Origin of the sequence: Cohnella sp. 56 (genome assembly GCF_037963805.1) — a bacterium.
In the GTDB taxonomy this organism is placed as follows: Bacteria; Bacillota; Bacilli; order Paenibacillales; family Paenibacillaceae; genus Cohnella.
Genome location: NZ_JAZDQE010000009.1, coordinates 248,872 through 272,487 on the forward strand (window position 1 = coordinate 248,872; position 23,616 = coordinate 272,487).

The window sequence follows — 23,616 nt, forward strand, 5'->3', positions numbered from 1 at the left end:
TATGACAAGCGCGCTTTCCTTCATAGAGGCGGCGCCGCGCGGGCGATATACGAATTTTCACATCGTTATCCGATCTTTGGATGCCACACGAATCGGCGACGATCTGAAGAAAGGGCGATATCTCTCCCCGGCGGAGCGGCAGTATGCTTAGGCCACGTTAAATCACGCCGAAAGGAACATCGAGATGACGCTAAGGACCAAGTGGAGCAAGGGCAAGATACTCTTCGCCATGTTCATCCCCTGCCTGCTGTACTATCTGATCTTCAAGTACCTGCCGATCTTCGGCATCGTCGTCGCCTTCAAAAACTACAGCCTGTACCGGGGCGTCTGGGCGAGCGACTGGGTGGGGCTCAAGTACTTCCGCCTGTTCTTCTCCGGCGACGACCTGTGGCTCTTGCTGCGCAACACGTTCCTGCTCGGCTTCTACAATCTGGTCTTCGGCTTCGCGGCCCCGATCGTGCTGGCGCTTCTATTGAATGAGATGCGGCTGCGCGTGTTCAAGCGCTTCGTGCAGACGGTCAGCTACCTGCCGCACTTCATCTCCAACGTCGTCGTGGCGAGCATGGTCATCGTGTTCCTGTCGCCGACGGGCGGCCTGCTGAACCGCATGCTCGAATCGCTCGGCATCGGCTCCGTCAACTTCATGGCGGACCCCAGCTGGTTCCGCAGCATCTACGTACTCTCGGAGATCTGGCAGCATGTCGGCTGGGAGTCGATCATCTATCTCGCCGCGCTGACCGCGATCGACCCGGCGCTGTACGAGGCGGCCGGCATCGACGGCGCGAACCGCTGGCAGAAGATCCGGAGCATCACCCTGCCGGGCATCTCTCCGACGATCATCATTCTGTTCATCCTGAAGGTCGGGAGCATGATCGAGATCGGCTTCGAAAAGGTGTACCTGCTGTCCAACCCGGCGACCTACGCGAGCGCGGACATTCTGAGCACGTACGTATACCGGACTGCGATGGTGAACGGCAACTTCAGCTACGGTGCGGCGATCGACCTGTTCACTGCCGTCGTCAGCTTCGTATTCATCTATTCCGCCAATCTGCTGAGCCGCAGGATTACGGGCAACAGTCTTTGGTAGAGGAGCGCCCAACTATGAACGAGAAAAAAATATCCGTCTTTTCCATCGTCAATCTGCTGCTGCTGACGGCCGTCGCGCTGGCGACGCTGTACCCGTTCATCTACATGGTCGCCGTCTCGCTGAGCGGCAGCAACTATGTGCTTAAGGGCATGGTCAGCTGGTTCCCGCGCGGCTTCAATCTGGATATGTACAAGCTGGTGCTCCAGGACCCGCGCATCATGCACGCTTATGTGAACACGATTGTATACGCTTCCGCAGGCACGCTCGTCGCGCTCGTCGTGACTGGTCTCGGCGCCTACGCGCTGTCCAAGCCGGAGATGCTGTTCGGTCGCGGCTTCACCGTGCTGATCGTCATCACGATGTTTTTCAGCGGCGGCATGATCCCGACATTTCTCGTCGTCAAAGAAATGGGCATCATGGACACGCTATGGGCGATGGTGCTGCCGGGTGCGGTCAGCACGTGGAACCTGCTCATCATGCGCACCTTTTTCGCCGGCATCCCGCGTGAGCTGGAGGAGTCCGGCAAGCTCGACGGCCTGAGCGACCTCGGCATCTTCGCGCGGATCGTCGTCCCGCTCTCCGGCGCCATCTTCGCCACGATCGGCTTGTTCTACGCCGTCGGCCTGTGGAACAACTTCCTTAACCCGCTGCTGTATTTGCGCGATCCGGACCTTTTCCCGCTCCAGGTCATCCTGCGCAACCTGCTGCTCGCCGGGCAGGCGGGTGCGGGCGATCTGACCGCCGCGAAGGGAGGTGATTCCGTGATCGTGGAGGAGTCGTACAAGTTCGCCGTCATCCTCGTCTCCACGCTCCCGATCCTGTGCGTGTATCCGTTCGTGCAACGCTTTTTTGTAAGGGGAGTTATGATCGGCGCTGTGAAGGGCTAGAGAAGTGCGTTATACTATTCGCGATTATAAAGGAGCCTGTACACGATGAGAAAAAAGAGCATATGGCTGATGGGTCTGCTGGCCCTCGTCCTCGTATTCAGCGGCTGCAGCAAAAACAACAACGGCAGCGCGGCAACCTCGCCCGCCGCTAGCGGCGCGGCGTCTACCGCCCCGGTGTCATCGTCCGCCTCGGCAAGCGCCGCGGAGACTTCGGCCAAGGTGACCGACAAGACGTTCACGATGCTGACCGACTCCAACCCGAGCTGGCCGTACAGCAAGGACTGGCCGGTGTGGAAGTGGATCGAGGAGAAGACCGGCGCCAAGTTCGACGTCCAGCTGCCGTCCGGCACGCTGTATGACGCGCTGAACCTGACATTCGCCTCGGGCACGCTGCCGGACCTGATCTTCATGCCCGACCGCACCCAGGCGATGAAGTACGGCCAGCAGGGCGCGCTCGCCAACATTTTGGACTACAAGGACAAGATGCCGAACTTCCAGAAGTGGATGGAGCAGTATCCCGACGTCGCCAAGTCGTTCCTCGCCGCCGACGGCAAGATGTATATGCTGCCGACCGAAGGCTTCGGCGAGACGAACCGCGTCGTATGGATGTACCGCGAAGATATTTTCAAGAAAAACAACCTCACGCCGCCCAAGACGTACGATGAGCTGTACGATGTCGCCAAGAAGCTCAAGGCGCTGTACCCGGACAGCTACCCGATCGTCTTCCGCAACGGCATGAACGCCATGATCAACTTCGCGTCGAACTTCGAGACGAACGCGGCCTACTACAAGAACGATGCAGGCGACGTCAAGTTCGGTCCGTCCGAAGACAACTACAAGACGATGGTCGGCTACATGAACAAGTTCTACAAGGAGAAGCTGATCCCGGCCGACTGGCTGACGCTCCAGACCAAGCAGTGGCAGGACCTGCTGTCCACCAGCCAATCGTTCATCACTGTCGACTACATCGGCCGCATCGACTTTTTCAACGCGGCGCTGCGCCAGGAGAATCCCGAGTTCACGATGGCCTTCATGCCGCCTCCGGCCGGCCTGCCGGGCGGCAAGCAGCAGAACCCGTACACCCAGATCGTCGAGAACAACCTCGCGATCGCGGCCAGCTCCAAGAACATCGACGATATCGTCAAAGTATTCGACTACTACTATAGCGAGGAAGGCCGCACGCTGCTCAGCTGGGGCAAGGAAGGCGAGACGTACACGATCGAGAACGGCCAGAAGAAGATCAAGCCTGATTATGCCGACTCGTCCGACCTGCGCAAGAAAACCGGCCTCGCCACCAACGGCACGTACACGTGGATCGACTACGACGCGCATCTGTCGCTCGCCTCCAAGGAGCTGAAGTACGCCTACGAGGAAGCGCGCAACTACGACAGCAAGTTCAATCCCAAGCCGTCCTTCACGGACAGCGAGTACGAGACGATCACCATCGCCGGCGCTGCGATCGACAAGTACCGCGACGAGCAGATCAGCAAGTTCATCCTCGGCTCGCAGAGCATGGGCGACTGGAGCAAGTATATCGACGGGCTGGGCAAGCTGGACCTGCCCAAAGTAACCGATCTGTACAAGACGGCGCTCGAGCGCACGGCGCAGATCAGCTTGAAGTAAATGAGGTAGACGAGGTAAATGAGGCGGCATAGCCAATTGAGCCGAATGAGCCGAATAGCCTAATGAAGTAATTGAGGCAAATGAGCCAGAGTAGCCGCCTCGTGGCGACTGCCGTTCCGGTGGGCCGGATGCTTGGGCTGGAACCGCACAATTCTGTGCGGTTCTGCGGGCTTCGCGGGCGCCGCAGCGGCTTGGAGCGCGCGGGTACTCGCGGCGCGGCGGATGCTTGGGCTGGAACCGCACAGTTCTGTGCGGTTCTGCGGGATTCGCGGGCGCGGCGGCGGCGTGTGGAGCGCAAGTACTCGCGGCGCTTTGGATTCGCGGGCTGTAACCGCACAATTCTGTGCGGTTCGAATGCGTGCGGACATGGCAGAGAAGAGGTGGGCGCACTCAAAAAAAGGCATTGAATCGGCGGGCGCCGATTTGATGCCTTTTTCTGGTGGGATCGAGGGATGTGGCCTTGTGCGAAAATAGAGATATTCGAACCAAACCAAACATGGTAGTATTTGGTTTAAATCTACTTATTCATGATTGCTTAGAGGAGAATGACTCAATGAAGCGGATCGGGACGGCTTGGCTGATCGTTGTTGTTATGTTCTCGTTGTTGTCCGGCACCTGCACGGCGACGGCCGCCGCGGCCGTCAAGAAGGCCCCTCAAGCCAAGCTGGCCCAGGTTGATCCGATGACTGTCACAAAAAAGCTGGGCATCAAGGACGACCGGGGCGGCGACTGGATATTAAAGAATGCCAAACAATACCGGTTGAAGTGGTCTTACGAGGATGCAAATCCATATCAGATGTTCGAGGGTGCTGTCATCAACGGCGGTAGAGGGCTGCTGGTCACTTCCTTCGACAGCGCGACCACGTTCGACCTGAGCGGGAATGTCTTGTGGTCGACGCCGGTTCAGATCGACATCAACCATACCCGGATTGTCGGCGCGGATGGGACCGTGTATTTCCTCAATGAAGGAGACGGGCATGCCGGGCTGGCGGGGGAGACGGCAGAGGGCATACAGACGTTAAGCGGCATCGAGCGGATTGACGTCCAGGGCAACCATGCCAGTATGCCGGCTGTATCCGTCCACCGTGTCACTGACCAAGGCGGGTTCGATCTCGGCTATCCGCATGCCGGAGACGCCGGCGGCAATCTGCTGCTGCTGACGACGGAGGGGCTGGTCTCGTACAAGCCCGACGGAACGGTCGGCTGGCAGTCCTCCCGGTTCGACTATGATAGCCGGAGCTATGAGGCGGCGAGTATCCGGGACATTTTCTGCGACGCCAAGGGCTACACCTATCTGCGGTTCGAGAGCGCACTGCTTCAGCTCGACCGCAAGGGTGCCGTTCAATGGTCTGCAGCCGTGCGGCCCGAGGCCGGCTACTTCATGACGGACGGCTATCTCATCTCCCATACGTTCGACATCAAGACATATACGCATACCTACAAAGCTTATTCTGTCGACCAGCGCGGCAAGCTCTCCCCGCTGACGGACCGCAAGCTGTTGTACCGATACACGTCGGATGGCCCCATCGACCAGTCCGGCGGCGTATATGCGCTCGACGACAATACGAACGAACTGACCGACAGGAACTGGGGTACAGGTCAAGTCAAATGGAGCTTCAAGCTGTCCAAGGCCGACAGAGCCAAAGGAATAGGCCTTGCCTCCTTCACGATGCGTTCGGACCGTGCGGGCAATGTATACTTCAGCGCCAACGTCGGCACCGTCTATTCGTTCGATCCGACCGGCAAACCGCGCTTCGCGGTCGCCATGAGCAACAAAACCATTGCCTACTCCGGTATCGTGCCCGTATCCGACAAGCTCACCGTCATCTTCAACGGCAATCATATCGCTTGCATCGAAAAAATAGCATAAGTCTCCTACTCCGCCCTGATCCACATGACCGGCCGAACGCCCAGCACGCTGTCCACCTTGCGATGATAGACCTGATAGTCCGATGAGACGATACGCGCTTGATCGGAGCTGTTGTAATACGGGGTGGAGAGCCAGTAGTCGGCAGGCAGAACGGACGCGGACTTGGACCTGCGGAACAGCCGCTCCGCGTCGTCCACGGACGGCAGCGTTAAACAGGCGGTGTACGTGTTCCGATAAGCGCGGTCGCTGTCCTGGGATGCGTATTTAAGAGCCGAGAACCAGTAATAGGGCCGATCGCCGCTCTCGGCCTGCTTCCAGTTCAGTTCGTTGCTGAGCGCCGGGAACGGCGCTTTTTCGATACGCGCCCGCTCGTCCGGCGTAAACCACTGATCCAGCTTGGCATCCAGACTTTGTTGGATGTCGGCTTGCGTATAATCGTTGGACTGCTCGTCGTAAGCGCTCCGGTACAGCACGTTTTTGGAGATCACCTTGACCCACGCGTCTCTCTTCTCCAGGACGTACCAATGGATGGGTTTGCCGTCCAGGCGGCCCAGCGTCAGCGTCTCGGGCTTGCCCGGTTTGCAGGCAATGACGAATAGGATCGCCAAGGAGAGCGCGCCGGCGTACCTGAACGTCCGGCTGCTAAATTCCAGACGGTCCAGCAGCAGCACGACGATCAGAAGATCCAGATGCACGTTAAACAAAAACATATGCTTCTGCAAATCCGCGTTGCCGTTGCTGACGATCGGAATCGCGAACTGCGCGGCCGCCGCGCCCAATAGCGCCAGCCTCAGCAAGATGCCGTACAAGCCGGCCTTCCTTCTGAATAAGGCAATTATATTGGCCACAGACAGCACGAGGACGAGCAGTAGAAACGTTGAAGCCGAGCCGGAGAAACTTTTGCGGACGCTCTCCCATACATTCATTCTGAAATCGAACCGCAAGTCCTCCTGTCCATCCGGCAATTGCACGTTGCTTAAGTAGGTCGGTCTAAGGGGCAGCGCCGCCTCGGCGCTCATATCCAGCTTCCCGGCCAAGAAGGAAGGATGGGTCAAATAATATTTTAAGACCTTCGTTTTGTTCATATGGTCGAAAAACATGGACCGAAAACCCGGAACCTTGCCGCTGTAGGGATTCACCGGGTCCGGGGTATAGGCGTTGACGGATTCCGAATCGGCCAGCTCCGGCGGCAATCCAAGCTCTCGCACGGCCTGCTCCGGCGCGGGATTATCGTACAAGACGCCAAAAAACACCGATTGAAACGTCGTGACCTCCTTCATCCACACAGGCGTACTCTTCACATAGCCGTACGAAGCGCCGAGCATGACGACGACTGACGCGCAGACGATCCACTTCTTGCGCCGCGCCTCGTTTTTAACAGCATAATAAACGAGCGGGACGGACAGCAGCACGGCGGACGGAAAGTTAGCCGACTTGGAGCCGGAAAATAAGAACAATGACAAAATGACCGCCGCATACACTCCATAGTTCGCTTTACCCTTTTCCAGATACAGAAGCAGGACAAACGATAAGACGAGAAAAATAAGCGTCGTCGGTTCTCCGTAAAAGGAATTGAAATAAACCAAATATCCGCAATCCAAAAATATGATGGCGAAAACCGCCTTGAGGGCGATGTCGGCGTACCGGCCGCTTCTCCACTTCTCCTTCATAAATAAAACGAGGGCGCAGGCGTAAATCGCGATATACTGAGCCGTCTGGAAATGCAGGTGAAACACCGCGGGGTCGCGATGCCATATTGCGCCGGCCAAGGCATTGAAAAATAGCCCGATCTTAACAAAAATGAATTGGGTGGAATAATACCCCGCTGGGTTGTCTGTCACGGGAAGAAAAATCCGCATAAAGTATGCCGCCGCCGTCGCCGGATCGGATATCGCGAACTGGAACTCGGCACTCATCGACTTGACGTCCGAGATAGAGGACAGCCCGAACGCTCTCATCGTCCTGTTAAAATCGGCATTGTCGGCAACCCCTATGGCATGAGGCATATAAATGAGCAGCGCAATGACAGCCGCCGCCAGAACGAAGAGAACGGATATTTTAATGGCGTTGGATCGAAGCAAAATATCACACCTTCTTGGAAAGTAGCCTCCCCTACTTTACCATAAACGAGCTGGCGCATACCGTGGCGAACACGCGAACCCTATCGTGCGACAGGAGGCTGCCGATTCGATCGGCAGTCCGGCAAGCTAGGAGCGTACCGCCCACAGCAGTTGCCGAGCGAAGACGCAAAATTTGAGCTTGCTTGGCCGGCGAGCGGAGTTGCGGAGGGTGTAGACGCAAATTTTGAGTTTAGTTGGTTGGGGAGCGGAGCTGCGGAGGGTGCAGACGCAAATTTTGAGCAGTAGCGTAACCCTCAATTACTGCTACTGCACGCTCAACCGCCACCCAAACTGCGCCAACCGTACCTTTGATCTCTGCCATCGTCCTGCGCAGCGGATGGTCCGGCATTCGCGCTTCGCCGACCCGATGCGGCGAAGCGTGTCAACGGAGCTGGCGGTTCTTCCTCTGCATGAGCTGACGGATGCCCGCCAGCTGCCAATCCAGCGCGATCGTCCCGTCCAGCGTCCAGCGCTCATCCGGGTGGTACACATGACCCGCGCGCACCGCGGGCAGCCGGCTCCAGCATTCGCCGCCGAGCAGCTCGGCGTACGTATCCCGCGCGCCGGGCATCGTGCCGCACACGACGAACAGCCTGTCCGCTGCATACTCGGCGAGCGCCGCCGGAGGGATGAACAGCCTTCGCGCCGTGCGCATCGCCTCCAGCAGCCGGGGCGGCGGCAGGAAGCCGAGCACGTCGTACAGCACCGGCATCTGCTCGGGCCGGTACAAATACAGCGCGTCGCGGACGACATGCACGAACAGCGCCGTCTCCCCGCGCGCCAGCTCCCTGCGTACCGCACCGGCGGCCTCGGCGCTGGCCTCATAGCGCTCGATCCAGGCAGCCGCCTCCCCTCGCATGCCGAGCAGGCCCGCGGTCGACCGGAGACTGTCCAGCATGCCGAGCCCCTCCTCCAGCATCACGACCGGCGCCGCGGGCCGCAGAGATTCAATCAGCCGGGCATCGGTATACCGGTTCGCCAGCACGATATCCGGGCGCAACGACGCGACCCGATCCTCGTTGCCGAGGGAGACGCGTTCGATGCCGGCCGTGTCCCCCGTGGCGAGCCAGGACAGCACCTGCGCGTCCGCGCCGACAGGAAGTACGCCGATCGCCAGCAGGTCGCCGAGGCCCGCGAGCGCGATGACGTTGCGGCGGCGGCCGGCGTCTCTGGCGTACTGCTTCGGCGTGACGCCTTCGGACTGCTTGAAGCGCCGGTTGAAGTAGTACTCGTCGGGATAGCCGGCGCTGCGGGCAACCTGGGATACCTTGTCCCGCGTCGTGAGCAGCAGCTCCTTGGACCGGTTGATGCGCAGCCGGGTCAGATAGTCGCTGGGCGTCCGGCCGGTCAGCTGCTTGAACAGCATCCGATACTGCCACACGCCCAGATTGGCCTGGCGCGCCAGGTCCTTCACCGTCAGCGGGTCATGCGGGCGGCGGCGCATCTCCTGAACCGTGCGGGCCACGGCCGCCAGCGAGGCGCTCATGTCCCCGTTCTCCCGCTGCTGTCGCGACATGTCCGTTCCCTCCCTCGCTGCCATTTCGGCGCAATTCCTTTTGAGAATCATTATCAACCATTGAATATAGCCTATTATAAAACAAAAAGACCCGCAAGGGGTCCTCTGTTGCCAAAATCGTATGGCCAAGTCGCTCGGCAGCACGGCCGTACTGCCTGCCGCACCGTCGGCAGCGCGGGCCATCCCGCCCCGCCGCCATGGCTGCTTCCATCTGCGCTTCAAGACGGCATCGCTAGACGTTAACCGCCTATCGCCGTCACGGCCTCGTTCAGCTGCTCCTTCATCGACGTCGCGTCGCCCAGGCCCCACTTGTTGGACACCTCGTAGACGCGGCCGTTTTTCACGGCAGGCAGATTGCGCCATATGCCGCTGTCCTTCAGCTGCTTCACGGTTTCCTTGGTGACGTCGGTATCGTCGTCGAGCTCGATGAAGATATGATCCGCCTGATAATCGCCGATCGCCTCGAGCGATACCGCCTCGAATCCGAAGTTAGGATCCTTGTCGATCAGCTTCTGCAGCTTGTCCGGCGCCTTGAACCCCAGCTGTGTGAACAACGTATAGCCGCCGTTGCGGATGCCCGACAGGCCCAGATCCTTGCCCGAGGCGATGAGCAGCAGCGCGGTATCGTCCGGCTGACGCTTGTCCGTGATTTTCTCCTTGGCCGACGCGACCGCCGCCTCGTAATCCGCCATCCAGGCTTTTTCCTCCGCTTCCTTGCCGAGCAGCTGCGCCACGCTATGCAGATGGGCGAACGGCTCGTTCAGCCAGAACGTCAGCGATACGGTCGGCGCGATCTTCGTCAGCTGCTCGAGCGCGGCCGCGTCATCCAGATCGTCGGTCAGGATCAGATCCGGCGCGCTGTCCAGCAGCTTCTCGGCGTTGACCGGACGATCTCCCATGCTCGCGACGCCCGCCAGCTCGGTCTTGTACGTATCGAGATAGTAGTTGGTCGTAATAAAAGGCTTGACCCCTAGCGCCAGCATATCGCCGACGTACTGGACAGCCGCGATGCGCGAAGGGTTCGCAGGAATCTCGACGGCCTTGCCGGTCGCATCCGTGAAGCTGCGCTTCGCGTCCGCGCCGGATCCGGATGGAGAGGCGGAGGCCGACGCACTTGCCGGCGGTGATGCGGATACGCTGGCGGAGGGCGAGGCGTTGTCGTTGCTGCCCGCTCCGCAGCCGGATAACGCCAGGGCGAGCGATGCGAGGACGGGAAGACCTATTTTGAGCTTGCGGAATTGTTTCATTCGATGTTGACGCTCCGTTCCGAAGATATTGATAATCATTATCACCAATTTACTTTAAAGTAGAATGCGCCTGCTGAAAATGGACAAATACGTGATTATGCCGGTAGAATTTTGTCAAAATTTAAGCGCCGCACGCGATAAACGATGGTACCATGAATAGTTAGTACTATCTGGACCGCGCACGATCCGGCACAATGGACGTAATAACAATCGCCTTACTTCACGGAAGGAGATGCACGATATGACGCAGCGCAAAGTCAAAATATGCGGCATCGGCAAATACTTGCCCGGCCGTCCGGTCACGGACGCGGAGATGGACGCGCGGCTCGGGGTCGCCTCCGGGTGGACGCGGAAGACGTCGGACGTCGCCGTCCGATACTTCGCCGATGGCGAGACCGCGGCCGGGATGGGCGCGAAGGCTGCCTATACGGCATTGGAAGACGCGGGGCTGCGCTTCTCCGACATCGACTGCCTCGTCTGCGCCAGCGGCACGCGGGAGCAGGCGCTCCCCTGCACCGCCGTCTTCATCCAGCAGGCGATGGGCCAGGAGCGCTCCGGCGTGCCCGCCTTCGACGTCGACGCGACATGCCTCAGCTTCCTGAACGCGCTGGACGTCATGTCCTGCATGATCGCGGCCGGCCGCTACCGCCGCGTGCTGATCGTGTCGACGGAGATCGCGTCGCTCGGGCTGGACTGGCGGCACAAGGAGAGCGCCGCCCTGTTCGGCGACGGCGCGGCGGCCGTCGTCCTCGGCCCCTCCGCGGACGGGGAGCCGTCCGCCGTCATCGGCGCGTCGCTGCGCACGTACGCGGACGGCGCGGCGTTGTCGGAGATCCGCGCGGGCGGCTCCAGACGCCATCCGCGCGGGCCGCAGCCTGCGGAGCCGGACGACTATCTGTTCCGGATGGACGGCCCCGCCATCTTCAAGCTGGCGGCCCGGCTGCTGCCCGGCTTCGCGGACGATCTGCTGCGGTCGACCGGCTCGCGCATGGCCGACTTCAAAGCCGTCGTGCCCCATCAGGGCAGCGCGATGGCCGTGCGCCTGCTGCGCAAGAAGCTGGGCATCTCCGAGTCCCAGCTCGTCTATATCACGCCGGATCACGGCAATACGATCGCGGCCTCCATCCCGATGGGACTGCATGACGCGATCCGCTCGGGACGGATCGTCCGGGGCGACCGGGTGCTGCTGATCGGCACCGCCGCGGGGCTGACGCTCGGAGGGCTTGTCTTTGATTATTGAGGCGCGGCCGGAGGAGCCGGGCGGGGAGACGCGGGTTGCGGGAGAAGGTGGGGCAGCGGTCCGGCAGGGGCATTCCGGGCTAGGGGCGGGCGGATTGAGAGGCTCCGGGCTAGGGACGTTCGGATTGAGAGGCCCCGGGCTAGGGGCGTTCGGGACCGGGCATAGGGAGTTCGGGGAGATCCCGCAGGGGCACTCCCGGCTCGAAGCAGCCCTGCCGGCAGCGGCGATGCCCCGCCTGTCCGTGAGCGGCGGCAGCCAGCGCGTCCTGCTCACCGGCGGCAGAGCGCCGGCCGCGCTCGAGCTGGCCCGCCTGCTGCATGCCGCCGGGCATACGGTGTTCGCGGCCGAGAGCGCGCCTTATCACCTCTGCCGCAAGTCCCGTGCCGTGGAGCGCAGCTTCGCCGTGCCCGCGCCCGCGTCCGATCCGGCAGGCTTCGCGGCGTCGCTGGCCCGGATCGCCGATGAATGCGGCGTCGATGTGATCGTCCCGACCTGCGAGGAGATCTTCCACATCTCGCGGTCGCTGGACCGGTTCGCCGATGTATGCCGGGTGATCGCCGCGCCGCTGGACATGCTGGACGCGCTGCACCACAAGGGCAGGTTCATCCGGCTGGCTGAGCAAGCCGGCCTGACAGCGCCGCCTACGGACATCGTACAATCGCCCGAGGGCTGGCTCCCGCTGCTCGCGGAGGAAGCATACGCGGACGGGCTCGTACTGAAGCCCGCATACTCGCGGTTCGCCTCGCGCGTCATCGCGGTCGAGCCGCGGGCAGGACGCTTATCCCCTACGGTCAGGGATGCGGCCGTGCGCCTTCTGTCGGACGCCGGCATCTCGCCGCAGCGCCCCTGGGTCGCCCAGCAGCTGCTGCGCGGCGAGGAGTGGTGCACGTACGGCGTCGCGCACGACGGCGTCCTGACGGCGTTCGCCGCCTACCGCAGCCGCTACCGAGCCGGCCGCGGAGCCAGCATCCACTTCGCTGCCGAAGATCAGCCTGCGCTGGCGGATTGGGTCGCGCGGTTCGTCCGGCACGCGCGGTTCAGCGGCCAGATCGCGTTCGACTTCATGGCGCTGCCGGACGGCGCGGTCTACCCGCTCGAATGCAATCCGCGGGCTACGAGCGGCATCCATCTGTTCCGCCCGGCGGACGGACTGGCGGAGGCGCTGCTCGCGCCCGAGCGGCTCCTCGCGGGCGGGACGATCGCGTCCCCCGCGCCCGGCGCGGGCGCCATGCTCTCCGCCGCGATGCTGACCTGCGGGCTCGCGCAGGCGGCCCGCGGCCGCAGGCTGGGCGAGTGGCTGCGCGCCTATGCGGGCAGCCGGGACGCGGTGTATCGCCGCGGGGACGCAGGGCCGGCCGCGGAGCAGCTGCGGCTGCTGGCCTGGCTGCGGCGAACGGCGGCACGGCAGGGGCTGACGCTGCAGGAAGCCTCGACAATCGACATCGAATGGAATGGTGAGAGATGACCAGCGCGTTAGTAACCGGCGCCACCGGCGCCCTGGGCCGAGCCGTCGCGCGCCGGCTCGCGGAGGCAGGATGGGCGGTGACCGGCGTCGGGCGCAATGTCGAGGCAGGCAGCAGGCTGGAAGCCTCGGGCATCGCGTTTCGCAGGATCGACATCGGACGGCAGCCGGAGGAGATCGCCGACGCGTGCGCGCAGCAGGACTACGTCATCCACTGTGCGGCGCTGTCTTCGCCGTGGGGACGCTACCGCGACTTCGAAGAAGCGAACGTCCTGGGCACGGCCCATGTCGCGGCCGGCTGCCTCCGGCACGGCGTGCGCAGACTCGTGCACGTATCGACGCCGAGCGTCTACTTCGACTACAGCGATCGTCTCCTCGTGCCCGAGACGGCCCCGCTGCCCCGCCGGCCGGTCAACGCCTACGCGGCGACCAAGCTGCTCGCCGAGGGCGTCGTGCGCGATGCGGGGCGCCGAGGACTGGACGCGATCATCCTGCGGCCGAGGGCGATCTTCGGTCCCGAGGACGGGGCGCTGTTCCCCCGGCTGATGCGGGTCAACGAGCGGCGCGGCATCCCGCTCGTCCGCAGCGGCGCGGCGATGCTGGATCTGACGTACGCGGACAATGTCGTCGATGCGCTCGTCCAAGCTTGCCTCGCGCCAGCGGACGCGGCCGGCCGGACTTTTAACATCTCGAACGGCGAGCCGGTCCGGCTGATCGACCTGCTGCGGCGGCTGTTCGGGCTGCTGGAGCTGCCGCTCCGCACGCGGGAAGTGCCGCTGAAGGCGGCGCTGGCTGCGGGCTCCCTGATGGAGCGCGCATACCGGATTGCTCCCTTTCTCGGCCCGGAGCCGCCCTTTACGCGCTATACGGTCGCCCTGCTCGCATACAGCCAGACGCTGGACATCGGCGCGGCGCGCCGGACGCTCGGATACGCGCCCCGCGTGAGTATCGACGAAGGCTTGCGGCGGTTCGCCGCCTGGTGGAAGGAGAGCCGATGAGCATGGACGGAACAAGCAATCCGATAGCGGCTGTACGGCCCGCCTCAGGCGCTGCGCATGGCAAGGCTGCGCACGGCGGGGCTGCGCACGGCGGGGCTGTGCACGGCGGGGCTGTGCACGGCGGGGCTGTGCACGGCGGGGCTGTGCACGGCGGGGCTGTGCACGGCGGGGCTGTGCACGGCGGGGCTGTGCACGGCGGGGCTGTGCACGGCGGGGCTGCGCATAGCGGGGCTGTGCACGGCGGGGCTGTGCACGGCGGGGCTGTGCACGGCGGGGCTGCGCACGGCGGGGCTGTGCACGGCGGGGCTGTGCACGGCGGGGCTGCGCACGGCGGAGCCGCGCATGGCGGAGCCGTGCCCGGCAGTGCGGCGCAAGACATCTCGGCCTCGTCGCGGCGAGAACGCGATCCGGCGGCCGTGCGGCCCGTCGTTCCCGTCGAGCTGCGGCTGATGGCGGCCGGCTACTGCGTCCACCCCGAATTCGTGACGATCCGGGGCGGATCGCTGAAGAGCGCCGCTTATCCGGCCGGCTTCGCCCTGATCCGCCATCCGTCGCGGGGATGGATTCTGTTCGATACCGGCTATTCCGCGCGGTTCGAGGCGCTGACGCAGCATTTGCCCTACGCGCTGTACCGCCGGCTCACGCCCGTCCGCTTCCGCGAGGAGGATGCGGCCGTGCGGCAGCTGGCCCGGCTTGGCGTGCGCGCGGAGGATGTGGCGCTCGTCATTCTCTCGCACTTCCATGCGGACCATATCGGCGGCGCGCGGGATTTCCCCCATGCGCGGTTCCTGTACCCCGAAGCCGCCTACGCGCCGCTGCGGCGCCTCGGTCCGGTCCGCGCGACGCGAGCCGGCTTCATCGCGAGCCTGCTGCCGGACGGCTTCGCGGACACCGCCTCGCCCATCGAGCGGACAGCCACATGGATGCCGCCCGGCGACGGATCGCCGATGTCCGGCGGCTGGGACCTGCTCGGCGACGGCAGCCTGATCGCCGTCAGCCTGCCCGGCCATGCCGCGGGACAGATCGGCCTGCTGCTGACCGCCACGGGCGCGGCGGACAACGCCCGGGTCGTCATGCCCGCGTCCCCGGCCGCCGTCCCCCCGGGACCGGCGACACCGCCAGCCGGCAGCACGCGCTATCTGCTGTGCGCCGACGCATCCTGGTCGAGCCGGGCGCTCCGGGAGAACCGGCCGCCGCATCCCGCCGCCGGCCTCGTCATGGACGACCGGGCGGCCTATCGCGACAGCTTCGCGCTGCTGCGCCGCTGGCAGGCCTCCGACCCTGCGCTCGTTATCGTGCCGAGCCATTGCCGGGAATTTTTTGCGATCAAGGAGGATGGACCGCGATGAAAAGAGCCGCCGGCTTCCTGCTGCATTACCTGCGTGCCCGCCGAGGCCCCCGTTGGGCCGACCGCGCTGCGTTCGAACGCTGGCGCGAAGCGCGTATTCTGCGGCACATCGCGCGCGTGCGCCGGGAAGCGCCGTTCTACCGGGAGCTGTGGACGGGCATCGCAGACTCCGATTGGCGCATATTCCCGCAGATCGACAAATCCGTCATGATGACGAACTTCGACCGTCTCAACACCGCAGGCGTCTCCAAGGCCGAGGCGTTCGCCGTAGCGGAGGCGGCCGAGCATTCGCGCGACTTCAAGCCCGCGCTGCGGGGCATCACCGTCGGCCTGTCGTCCGGTACCTCGGGCAATCGCGGCCTGTTCCTCGTGAGCCCTGAGGAGCAAGCCGCTTGGGCCGGGACGATGCTCGGCAAGCTGCTGCCGGTCTCCCTGCTCGGCCGCTGCAAGATCGCCTTCTTCCTCCGCGCCAACAGCAATCTGTACGAGTCCGTCGGCGGCAGGAGACTCTCGTTCGGCTTCTACGACCTGCTCGACCCGCTCGAGCGGCATACCGGCAGGCTCCGGGCGGAGCGGCCCGACCTGATTGCGGCACCGCCGTCGATGCTGCGGGCACTGGCCGGCGAGCTGCTCGCAGGCAGACTCGATATCCGCCCCCGCCGGATCATATCCGTCGCCGAGGTGCTCGATCCGCTCGACCGTCCGGTTATCGAGCGCGCTTTCGGGCAGGCCGTTCATCAGGTGTACCAGTGCACCGAGGGCTTCCTCGGCTGCACCTGCGCACACGGCACGCTGCATCTGAACGAGGATATCGTTTATATTGAAAAGGAATATGTACCCGGCAAGCCCGGCACCTTCGTGCCCATCGTCACGGACTTCTCCCGCCGGACGCAGCCGATCGTCCGGTATCGGCTGAACGATCTGCTCGTCGAGCGGGCCGGGCCCTGTCCGTGCGGCTCGCCCTTCACCGCCATCGAGCGGATCGAGGGGCGATGCGACGATATCTTCTACGCCTCGCCGCTGCGCCAGGGTGCCGGCCCCGTCGCCGTGTACCCCGACTTCGTGACGCGGGCGATCATCGGCGCCTCGTCCGAGATCGAGCAGTACCGGGCGGTCCAGACCGCGCCGGACCGATGGACCATCGAGCTGGACGTCCGCTGCGAAGCGCGGCCAGCCGTGGAGACTCGCATCCGACAGGCGATCGGAGCGCTGTGCGCTCGGCTCGGCGCCGCTGCGCCCACGCTCGCATTCGCACCCTACGCACCGTTGTCCGGCGGCCGCAAGCTTCGCCGCGTCGAGCGGAGGCATACGCCGTGAGCGCCGCGATCCTTTTCTACGACAATACGAATATCCTGGACTGTCCCTGGCCGGACACGGCCTACGGACAATATGCGCGGCGGTACTTGCTCCCCCTTGTGCAGGCCGGATCGGAGGCGTTCGCAGGCAACGTCCGCACCCGGCTGCTCGTGATGAGCGTGGACGGCGTACCGGTCCCGATCACCGCAAACGACGCCGAATACGACAACTCGTACGTCTGCTCGCCCTACACGCACTATGTGAGCTATGCCAGGCAGGAGCTCTCGCTGCTTCGCAGCCGTCCGCTGATCGCCGCCTTGTCCGCGCTGCTGTCCGGCATCGGCGGGCTGCTCCGCGCTTCCCGGTTCAATCGCGTCGTGCACGTCAACAACTGGCTGCTGTCCACGAACCTGTATCCGGCGCTCTCGGACCGGCAGTGGGCCGACGCGCTGGGGGCGCTCGTCCGCGCCTTTCCCGATCATGCGATCGCCTTCCGGTCGCTGTGTCCCGCGCTGAACGCCCGCGAGATGCGCCTGCTGCGTGGCCGGAGGTGCCGCTTCGTGCCCAGCAGGCAAGTGTATCTGCTGCGGACCTGCGATCCGGACTTCGGCAATGCCAAATCCCGCTGGCTGCTCAAGCGCGACCGCGCGCTGGCCTCGCGGCACGGCTATGTCGCTGTCGGCCCGGACGACATGACGGCTGCGGATATTCCGCGCATCGCGGAGCTGTACAAGCGGCTTTATCTGGACAAATATTCGCTGCACAATCCGCAGTTTACGGCGCGTTTCCTGGAGATGGCGCTGACCGAGGGCACGCTGGAGCTGCACGGCTATCGCGACGGCCGCACCGGAAGGCTCGACGCCGTCCTCGGCTTCTATGCGCGCGAGGGCGCCATGACGACGCCGCTGTTCGGCTACGATACGTCGCTGCCGCAGGAGGTCGGGTTGTACCGCATGCTCTCCGCCATGCTGATCGGCATCGCCGCCGATCGCGGTCTGCTGCTGCACGAGAGCTCCGGCGCGGCCCGCTTCAAGCGCAACCGCGGCGCCGGCGCCGCGATCGAGTACACCGCCGTGTACGACCGGCATCTGCCCGCCTGGCGGAGATGCGGCTGGTCCGCGCTGGAGCGCCTGCTCGGCGGGATCGGCGTGCCGCTGATGCGCAGGTACAAGCTGTGATGGCGGGGTGCGCGGGGTGTGCGGGGTGCGCGGAGTGGGATTGCAGGAGTACGAGCGCGGGATGTGCTGTCGATCGACAGTACTGAGGGGTCGGCGGGGCTGCCAAGATAAATATCCATAGGCCGGGGGATAGAATATGAAGAAGGAAAACGGCAAGACTGCGCTTGTGACGGGCGCTTCCAGCGGGTTTGGACTGTTGATCGCGGTTGCGCTGGCGCAGCGAGGCTACAAGGTCGCGGCGGCAATGCGGGACCCCGAGCGACAAGCGGATTTGCTGCATGCGGCCGAGCGTGTCGACGCGCATGAGAATATCGAGATCGTCAAACTCGATGTGACCGACTCGGACGAGATCGAAGCCGCGGTGTCCGGCATGCTGCGGCGGCATGGCCGAATCGACGTGCTGGTAAACAACGCGGGCATGGCTGTCGGCGGCTTCACCGAGGATGTACCGATGTCAGGCTGGCGGGCGCAGATGGAAACAAACTTTTTCGGGCTCGTCGCGATGACCCGCGCCGTCCTGCCTGTCATGCGGGCGCAGGGTGGCGGGACAATCTTGCAGATGAGCAGCGTGAGCGGCCGGTGGGGATTCCCCGGGTACGGCGCGTACGCCGCGTCCAAGTTCGCGGTCGAGGGCTTCAGCGAGAGCCTGCGCCACGAGGTTGCGCCCTACGGCATCCGCGTTGCGCTCGTGGAACCCGGCGCCTACCGTACGCCGATCTGGGCCAAGGGCTTCGCGGAGATGTACGGCGGCCCGGATTCGCCGTACGGCAGGGCGCTGGCCGCCGTGCTCGGCTACGCCAAGCGGACGGCCGAATCGGCGCCCGATCCGCGCGAGGTCGCCGAACTCGTCGTCCGCCTCGCGGAGCGGCGCAAGCTCTCCCGGCTGCGCTACCCGATCGGCCGCGGCAGCAGCCTGCTGCTGCTCGCCGGCAGGCTGCTGCCGTGGCGCATGATCGAAGCGGCCGTCGAGCGAACGATGCGGCGGCGCGGAGATGACCGCCCGCCTGGGTGAGGCAGGCGACAAGCTTCCCTGAACCGGCGGGCAGTCGCTAGGCTCATGCCGAATTACGCCGAATACCGGCTATACTTTGCGCGTTTCACGACTTTTGCGCCCGCTCCCCGCCCGATAACGGACAAAATTTCCGTTATTCCCCTCTCGCACGCTTCTCCACAGCCCGATAACGGACAAAATTTCCGTTATTCCCCTCCCGCACGCTTCTCCACGGCCGGATAACGGACAAAATTTCCGTTATTCCCTTCTCGCACGCTTCTCCACAGCCCGATAACGGCCAAAATTTCCGTTATTCCCTTCTCGCACGCTTCTCCACGGCCGGATAACAGCCAAAATTTCCGTTATTCCCCTACCGCACGCTTCTCCACAGCCCGATAACGGCCAAAATTTCCGTTATTCCCCTCTCGCACGCTTCTCCACAGCCCGATAACGGACAAAATGTCCGTTATTCCCTTCTCGCACGCTTCTCCACAGCCCGATAACGGACAAAATGTCCGTTATTCCCTTCTCGCACGCTTCTCCACAGCCCGATAACGGCCAAAATGTCCGTTATTCCCCTCCCGCACGCTTCTCCACAGCCCGATAACGGACAAAATGTCCGTTATTCCCCTCTCGCACGCTTCTCCACAGCTTCTCCACCGCCCAATCACGCGCGAAGTGTCCGCTCTCCTTCCCGCTGACCGCATTTCGAGACACCGCACGCGAGAAATCGGTTGACAAACATTTTTGATAACGATTATCATTATCGGAAATGAATGATATAGGGGGATATTCCGTTGTCTTATTTGAGAAAGTCACCGCTCTTCATCATGCTATCCGTCTTGATTCTGCTCGTCGCCGCTTGCGGCAACAGCAACAACAATAATAGCGCAGCCTCTTCATCCGCCCCGTCCGCCTCGGCTTCGGCATCGCCCGCGGCTTCGTCCGCCGACGCCGGCGGCACGCGCAACATCAAGCATGCGCTCGGCGAACTGCCGATCAAGGGCGTGCCGAAGAAGGTCGTCGTACTCGAATGGACGTACGCCGAAGAGCTGCTGACGCTGGGCGTGCAGCCGGCTGGCGTTGCGGACATCGAGAACATGAAGAAGTGGACCGCCACGCCGACGGCGCTGTCCACGGACGTGCAGGATGTGGGCACGCGCCAGGAGCCGAACCTCGAGACAATCGCGGCGCTCGAGCCCGATCTGATCATCGGCGTCAAGTTCCGCCACGAAGCTACATACGATCAGTTGAACGGCATCGCGCCGACGCTGCTGTTCGATCCGTACCCGCCGGAGGGACAAGGCGACCAGTACCAGGAGATGCTGGACACGTTCCACACGATCGCGGATGTCTTGGGCAAGCAGGCCGAAGCCGAAGCGGCGCTCGCGGATCTGCAGAAGGCGTACGACGACGGCAAGGCGAAGCTTGCGGCCGCCGGCAAGGAAGGCCGGTCGATCGCGCTGACGATGCCGTGGGTCGATCAGAATGCGGTCACGTTCCGCATCTACACCGACAACGCGCTCGCGATCAAAACGCTCGAGCATCTCGGCCTGAAGAACGCCTACAAGCCGGCCCAGTTCGAGGTCTACGGATACACCACTTCGGGCGTAGAAGCGCTGCAGTCCGTACAGGACGCCGACTATCTGCACATTACGGCGGAGGACGACGTGCTCCCGATGCTGGAGAAAAACCCCGTATGGACCGGCTTCAACTTCGTCAAGGATAAGCGTGTCTATGCGCTGGGCGGCGACACTTGGCCGTTCGGCGGACCTTATGCCGCCAAGCTGATGGCGGAGCGCGCCGTGAACGCGCTGACATCCGCCTCATGATCGCTTCGAAGGTCCGGGAGCCCGCTCCCTCTCCTTCGCGCATGGAGCCGGCCCTTCCCGCCCGAGGCGGGAGGGGCTGGCTGCCGTTCGCGATGCTGGCCGGAGGCCTCCTGCTGCTCGCCGTGCTGGCGTTCGTCAGTCTGACACAGGGCTTGACCCACATCTCGCTCGCGACTGTCGCAGACGCCCTGATCTCGCCCAAGGACACACCCGACCACCGCGTCATCCATGGCGTCCGGCTCCCGCGCACCGTGATGGCGCTGCTCTCGGGCGCCGCGCTGGCCGTATCCGGCGCGCTCATGCAGTCCGTCACGCGCAATCCGCTCGCCTCGGAGACGACACTCGGCATTAATGCCGGCGCCTTCCTCGTGGTGGCCGCCGGCACGATCTTCTGGCCCGGCCTGCTGCATCAATACGCCTTCCTGTTCGCCGTCGCGGGAGGCGCGGGCGCCGCGCTGCTCGTGTTCGGCATGGGCGGCGGCCGCAAAGGCACGCCGATCCGGATCGCGCTGTCCGGCATGATCGTCACGCTCGTGCTGTCCTCCGTGACGAGCGCGCTCATGCTGCTGTTCGAACAGAGCACCCAGGGGCTGTTCCTGTGGGGCTCGGGCTCGCTGAACCAGAACGACTGGAGCGGCGTCCGTTTCGCATGGCCCTGGGTCGCCGGCGGACTGGCCATCGTGCTGCTCGCCGTGCGCCATCTCGACCTGCTCGCGTTCGGCGAGGAGACGGCGCAGTCGCTTGGCCACCGCGTCGCGGGCACGCGCATGTTCGCTATGGGCGCCGGAATCGTGCTCGCCTGTGTCAGCGTCAGCATCGTGGGCCCGATAGGCTTTATCGGGCTGCTGGCCCCGCATATCGTCAAGCTGAGCGGCATGACCCGGCATGCCTGGCTGCTGCCGCTCAGCGCGGTCTGGGGCGCCGCGATCCTGCTCGGGGCAGACACGGTCGCGCGCAGCTTCGCGACGAGCGCGGTCGGCGAGCTGCCCGCCGGGGCGGTCACGGCGTTTATCGGCGCGCCTTGGATCATCTGGCTGGCCCTGCGCGTCTCGCGGCACGCGGCTTCAACTTCTGCCGCCGACGGCCAGGCGTCCATGCAGGTGTCCGTCTTCGCGAGGCGCGCACCCTATGTGCCGCTGGCCCTATTGTTCGCCGCTGCGCTAATCGGCATCAGCCTGGCGGCGCTCATGAGCGGCACCTTGCACCTGTCGCTGCGGGAGGTGCTCGCGACGCTGACAGGCCACGGCAAGCCTCTGCACGAAAAGGTGCTGCTCGATCTGCGGCTGCCGCGGCTGCTGACCGCCGCCGTCGTCGGCGTCGCACTGGCCGCGGGCGGCAGCCTCATGCAGAGCGCGGTGCGCAATCCGCTCGCCGACCCCCAGATCGTCGGCGTCTCGAGCGGCGCTGGCGTGGGCGCGATGCTGCTGCTGATCGCCTTCCCCGCGCTCCCGCCCGGCTGGGTGCCGGTCGGCGCCTTCGCCGGCGGCCTCGCCGCCGCAGTGATCGTATATGCGGCCGCCTGGCGGCGCGGACTGAGCCCGACCGTCCTGACGCTCGTCGGCATCGCCGTCGCCGCGTCGGGCAGCGCGCTCATCAGCATCCTCGTCGTTTACGCCAAGCTGACGCTCGCACCCGCCCTTGCCTGGCTCGCCGGCAGCACCTATGCGCGCGGTTGGGCGGATCTCGGCCGGACGCTGCCGTTCATCGCCTTGCTGCTGCCGATTGCCTGGTGGCTCGGGCGGCGCGTCGACCTGCTTTCGTTTCGCGACGAAAGCTCGACCGGTCTCGGCCTGCCCGTACGCCGGACACGCCTGCTCGTCGCGCTGCTCGCGGTGCTGCTGGCGTCCGTCTCGGTCGCTGCGGTCGGCGCCGTCGGCTTCATTGGCCTGCTCGCGCCGCATGCCGCGCGCATGCTCGTCGGCTCCAACCATCGTCGCCTCCTGCTGCTGTCCTTGCTCATCGGGGCGGTGCTGCTCGTCAGCGCGGATTGGCTCGGCCGCATCGTCCTGTCGCCCAGGGAGATTCCCTCCGGCATCGTCGTCGCGCTCATCGGCGCACCGTATCTCATATTCCTCATGTTCAGATCGCGGACTCGCTAATATGTGGTCAAGAGACTCGGCTGCGGGTCGCCGCCAGTTCCGCTAGGTCCCGCTAGGTCCCGCTAGGTCCCGCTAGGTCCCGCCACGCCCCAAAAGCCTGCATCGGTGCAGGCTTTTGGACGTTCTCGGCCTCACGCGCATCTAAAAGCCTGCGAATATGCAGGCTTTTAGGCGTTCCGGCCTCCCAATTCGCTCAATTCGCCGAAAAGGATGTACGGTTGCAGGAATTCGCTGCAAAACCGATGGTTTCGGCAAAAAAGGATGTATAGTTGCAGGTTTTCGCGAGAAGTCCCGCCACGCCCCAAAAGCCTGCATCGGTGCAGGCTTTTGGACGTTCCCGGCCTCGCGCGCATCTAAAAGCCTGCGAATATGCAGGCTTTTAGGCGTTCCAGTCACCCAATTCGCTCAATTCGCCGAAAAGGATGTACGGTTGCAGGAATTCGCTGCAAAACCGACGGTTTCGGCAAAAAAGGATGTATAGTTGCAGGTTTTTGCGAGAAGTCCCGCCACGCCCAAAAAGCCTGCATCGGTGCAGGCTTTTTGACGTTCCCGGCCTCGCGCGCATCTAAAAGCCTGCGAATATGCAGGCTTTTAGGCGTTCCGACCTCCTAATTCGCTCAATTCGCCGAAAAGGATGTACGGTTGCAGGAATTCGCTGCAAAACCGACGGTTTCGGCAAAAAAGGATGTATAGTTGCAGGTTTTTGCGGGGTTGCGGGGTTGCGGGGTTGCGGGGTTGCGGGGTTGCGGGGTTGCGGGGTTGCGGGGTTGCGGGGTTGCGGGGTTGCGGGGTTGCGGGGTTGCGGGGTTGCGGGGTTGCGGG

General features: G+C 63.9%; 16 protein-coding genes. 13 read left to right on the plus strand and 3 right to left on the minus strand.

The features are described 5' to 3' along the window. Nucleotides 1–184: 184 nt before the first annotated feature. The 4 genes from VQ071_RS17320 (at nucleotide 185) to VQ071_RS17335 (ending at nucleotide 5,467) form a co-directional block, all read left to right on the plus strand. Nucleotides 185–1,087 (plus strand): ABC transporter permease, encoded by a 903-nt coding sequence (locus VQ071_RS17320; protein ID WP_340515364.1) that lies wholly within the window; start codon nucleotides 185–187, stop codon nucleotides 1,085–1,087. A 14-nt stretch (nucleotides 1,088–1,101) separates the two neighbouring features. Then, the gene (locus VQ071_RS17325; RefSeq protein WP_340515365.1) at nucleotides 1,102–1,974 is read left to right on the plus strand and encodes a carbohydrate ABC transporter permease; all 873 of its coding nucleotides are present in this window, start codon (nucleotides 1,102–1,104) and stop codon (nucleotides 1,972–1,974) included. A gap of 45 nt (nucleotides 1,975–2,019) precedes the next feature. Beyond that, complete coding sequence (locus VQ071_RS17330) at nucleotides 2,020–3,597, plus strand: extracellular solute-binding protein (protein ID WP_340515366.1); 1,578 nt, start codon at nucleotides 2,020–2,022, stop codon at nucleotides 3,595–3,597. Between the two features lie 553 nt (nucleotides 3,598–4,150). After that, nucleotides 4,151–5,467 carry a hypothetical protein gene (locus tag VQ071_RS17335; protein ID WP_340515367.1) on the plus strand — a complete coding sequence of 439 codons (1,317 nt, stop codon included), beginning with the start codon at nucleotides 4,151–4,153 and terminating at the stop codon, nucleotides 5,465–5,467. A 5-nt stretch (nucleotides 5,468–5,472) separates the two neighbouring features. Here the strand turns inward: VQ071_RS17335 and wsfD are convergent, their stop codons facing one another. The 3 genes from wsfD to VQ071_RS17350 form a co-directional block, all read right to left on the minus strand. Continuing rightward, nucleotides 5,473–7,548 (minus strand): glycan biosynthesis hexose transferase WsfD, encoded by a 2,076-nt coding sequence (gene wsfD, locus VQ071_RS17340; RefSeq protein WP_340515368.1) that lies wholly within the window; start codon nucleotides 7,546–7,548, stop codon nucleotides 5,473–5,475. A 421-nt stretch (nucleotides 7,549–7,969) separates the two neighbouring features. Next, a complete protein-coding gene (locus VQ071_RS17345) occupies nucleotides 7,970–9,103 on the minus strand; it encodes a helix-turn-helix domain-containing protein (RefSeq protein ID WP_340515369.1) in 1,134 nt (377 codons plus the stop codon). Nucleotides 9,104–9,342: 239 nt separating this feature from the next. After that, nucleotides 9,343–10,350, minus strand: coding sequence for an ABC transporter substrate-binding protein (locus VQ071_RS17350; protein ID WP_340515370.1), 1,008 nt, complete (start codon nucleotides 10,348–10,350; stop codon nucleotides 9,343–9,345). A 241-nt stretch (nucleotides 10,351–10,591) separates the two neighbouring features. Between VQ071_RS17350 and VQ071_RS17355 the strand changes: the two genes are divergently transcribed. The 9 genes from VQ071_RS17355 to fhuB all read left to right on the plus strand — a co-directional run bounded on the left by VQ071_RS17355 (nucleotide 10,592) and on the right by fhuB (nucleotide 22,794). Then, nucleotides 10,592–11,590 (plus strand): beta-ketoacyl-ACP synthase III, encoded by a 999-nt coding sequence (locus VQ071_RS17355; protein ID WP_340515371.1) that lies wholly within the window; start codon nucleotides 10,592–10,594, stop codon nucleotides 11,588–11,590. After that, the gene (locus VQ071_RS17360; RefSeq protein WP_340515372.1) at nucleotides 11,580–13,055 is read left to right on the plus strand and encodes an ATP-grasp domain-containing protein; all 1,476 of its coding nucleotides are present in this window, start codon (nucleotides 11,580–11,582) and stop codon (nucleotides 13,053–13,055) included. Before VQ071_RS17355 ends, VQ071_RS17360 begins: the two co-directional genes overlap by 11 nt. Further along, nucleotides 13,052–14,050, plus strand: a complete 999-nt coding sequence (locus VQ071_RS17365) for an NAD-dependent epimerase/dehydratase family protein (protein WP_340515373.1) — start codon at nucleotides 13,052–13,054, stop codon at nucleotides 14,048–14,050. The genes VQ071_RS17360 and VQ071_RS17365 overlap by 4 nt, the downstream gene beginning before the upstream one ends. A 2-nt stretch (nucleotides 14,051–14,052) precedes the next feature. Next, nucleotides 14,053–15,399: an MBL fold metallo-hydrolase gene (locus VQ071_RS17370; protein ID WP_340515374.1), complete on the plus strand. Its 1,347-nt coding sequence runs from the start codon at nucleotides 14,053–14,055 to the stop codon at nucleotides 15,397–15,399. Beyond that, nucleotides 15,396–16,715 (plus strand): F390 synthetase-related protein, encoded by a 1,320-nt coding sequence (locus VQ071_RS17375; protein ID WP_340515375.1) that lies wholly within the window; start codon nucleotides 15,396–15,398, stop codon nucleotides 16,713–16,715. Before VQ071_RS17370 ends, VQ071_RS17375 begins: the two co-directional genes overlap by 4 nt. Then, complete coding sequence (locus tag VQ071_RS17380; protein ID WP_340515376.1) at nucleotides 16,712–17,872, plus strand: GNAT family N-acetyltransferase; 1,161 nt, start codon at nucleotides 16,712–16,714, stop codon at nucleotides 17,870–17,872. The genes VQ071_RS17375 and VQ071_RS17380 overlap by 4 nt, the downstream gene beginning before the upstream one ends. A gap of 136 nt (nucleotides 17,873–18,008) precedes the next feature. Further along, nucleotides 18,009–18,884, plus strand: a complete 876-nt coding sequence (locus VQ071_RS17385; RefSeq protein ID WP_340515377.1) for an SDR family oxidoreductase — start codon at nucleotides 18,009–18,011, stop codon at nucleotides 18,882–18,884. Between the two features lie 776 nt (nucleotides 18,885–19,660). Further along, the gene (locus VQ071_RS17390; protein WP_445293301.1) at nucleotides 19,661–20,695 is read left to right on the plus strand and encodes an ABC transporter substrate-binding protein; all 1,035 of its coding nucleotides are present in this window, start codon (nucleotides 19,661–19,663) and stop codon (nucleotides 20,693–20,695) included. After that, on the plus strand, nucleotides 20,692–22,794 hold the full coding sequence (gene fhuB, locus VQ071_RS17395; protein ID WP_445293302.1) for a Fe(3+)-hydroxamate ABC transporter permease FhuB: 2,103 nt from the start codon (nucleotides 20,692–20,694) through the stop codon (nucleotides 22,792–22,794). The genes VQ071_RS17390 and fhuB overlap by 4 nt, the downstream gene beginning before the upstream one ends. Nucleotides 22,795–23,616 lie beyond the last annotated feature (822 nt).

Excerpts from the sequence above, each read along its gene's own strand:
- fhuB (WP_445293302.1), top strand. The coding sequence starts at position 20,692 with ATGATCGCTTCGAAGGTCCGGGAGCCCGCTCCCTCTCCTTCGCGCATG.
- VQ071_RS17365 (WP_340515373.1), top strand. The coding sequence starts at position 13,052 with ATGACCAGCGCGTTAGTAACCGGCGCCACCGGCGCCCTGGGCCGAGCC.
- VQ071_RS17375 (WP_340515375.1), top strand. The coding sequence starts at position 15,396 with ATGAAAAGAGCCGCCGGCTTCCTGCTGCATTACCTGCGTGCCCGCCGA.
- VQ071_RS17335 (WP_340515367.1), top strand. The coding sequence starts at position 4,151 with ATGAAGCGGATCGGGACGGCTTGGCTGATCGTTGTTGTTATGTTCTCG.
- VQ071_RS17320 (WP_340515364.1), top strand. The coding sequence starts at position 185 with ATGACGCTAAGGACCAAGTGGAGCAAGGGCAAGATACTCTTCGCCATG.
- VQ071_RS17355 (WP_340515371.1), top strand. The coding sequence starts at position 10,592 with ATGACGCAGCGCAAAGTCAAAATATGCGGCATCGGCAAATACTTGCCC.
- VQ071_RS17350 (WP_340515370.1), bottom strand. The coding sequence starts at position 10,350 with ATGAAACAATTCCGCAAGCTCAAAATAGGTCTTCCCGTCCTCGCATCG.
- VQ071_RS17345 (WP_340515369.1), bottom strand. The coding sequence starts at position 9,103 with ATGTCGCGACAGCAGCGGGAGAACGGGGACATGAGCGCCTCGCTGGCG.
- VQ071_RS17325 (WP_340515365.1), top strand. The coding sequence starts at position 1,102 with ATGAACGAGAAAAAAATATCCGTCTTTTCCATCGTCAATCTGCTGCTG.
- VQ071_RS17330 (WP_340515366.1), top strand. The coding sequence starts at position 2,020 with ATGAGAAAAAAGAGCATATGGCTGATGGGTCTGCTGGCCCTCGTCCTC.
- VQ071_RS17370 (WP_340515374.1), top strand. The coding sequence starts at position 14,053 with ATGGACGGAACAAGCAATCCGATAGCGGCTGTACGGCCCGCCTCAGGC.
- VQ071_RS17385 (WP_340515377.1), top strand. The coding sequence starts at position 18,009 with ATGAAGAAGGAAAACGGCAAGACTGCGCTTGTGACGGGCGCTTCCAGC.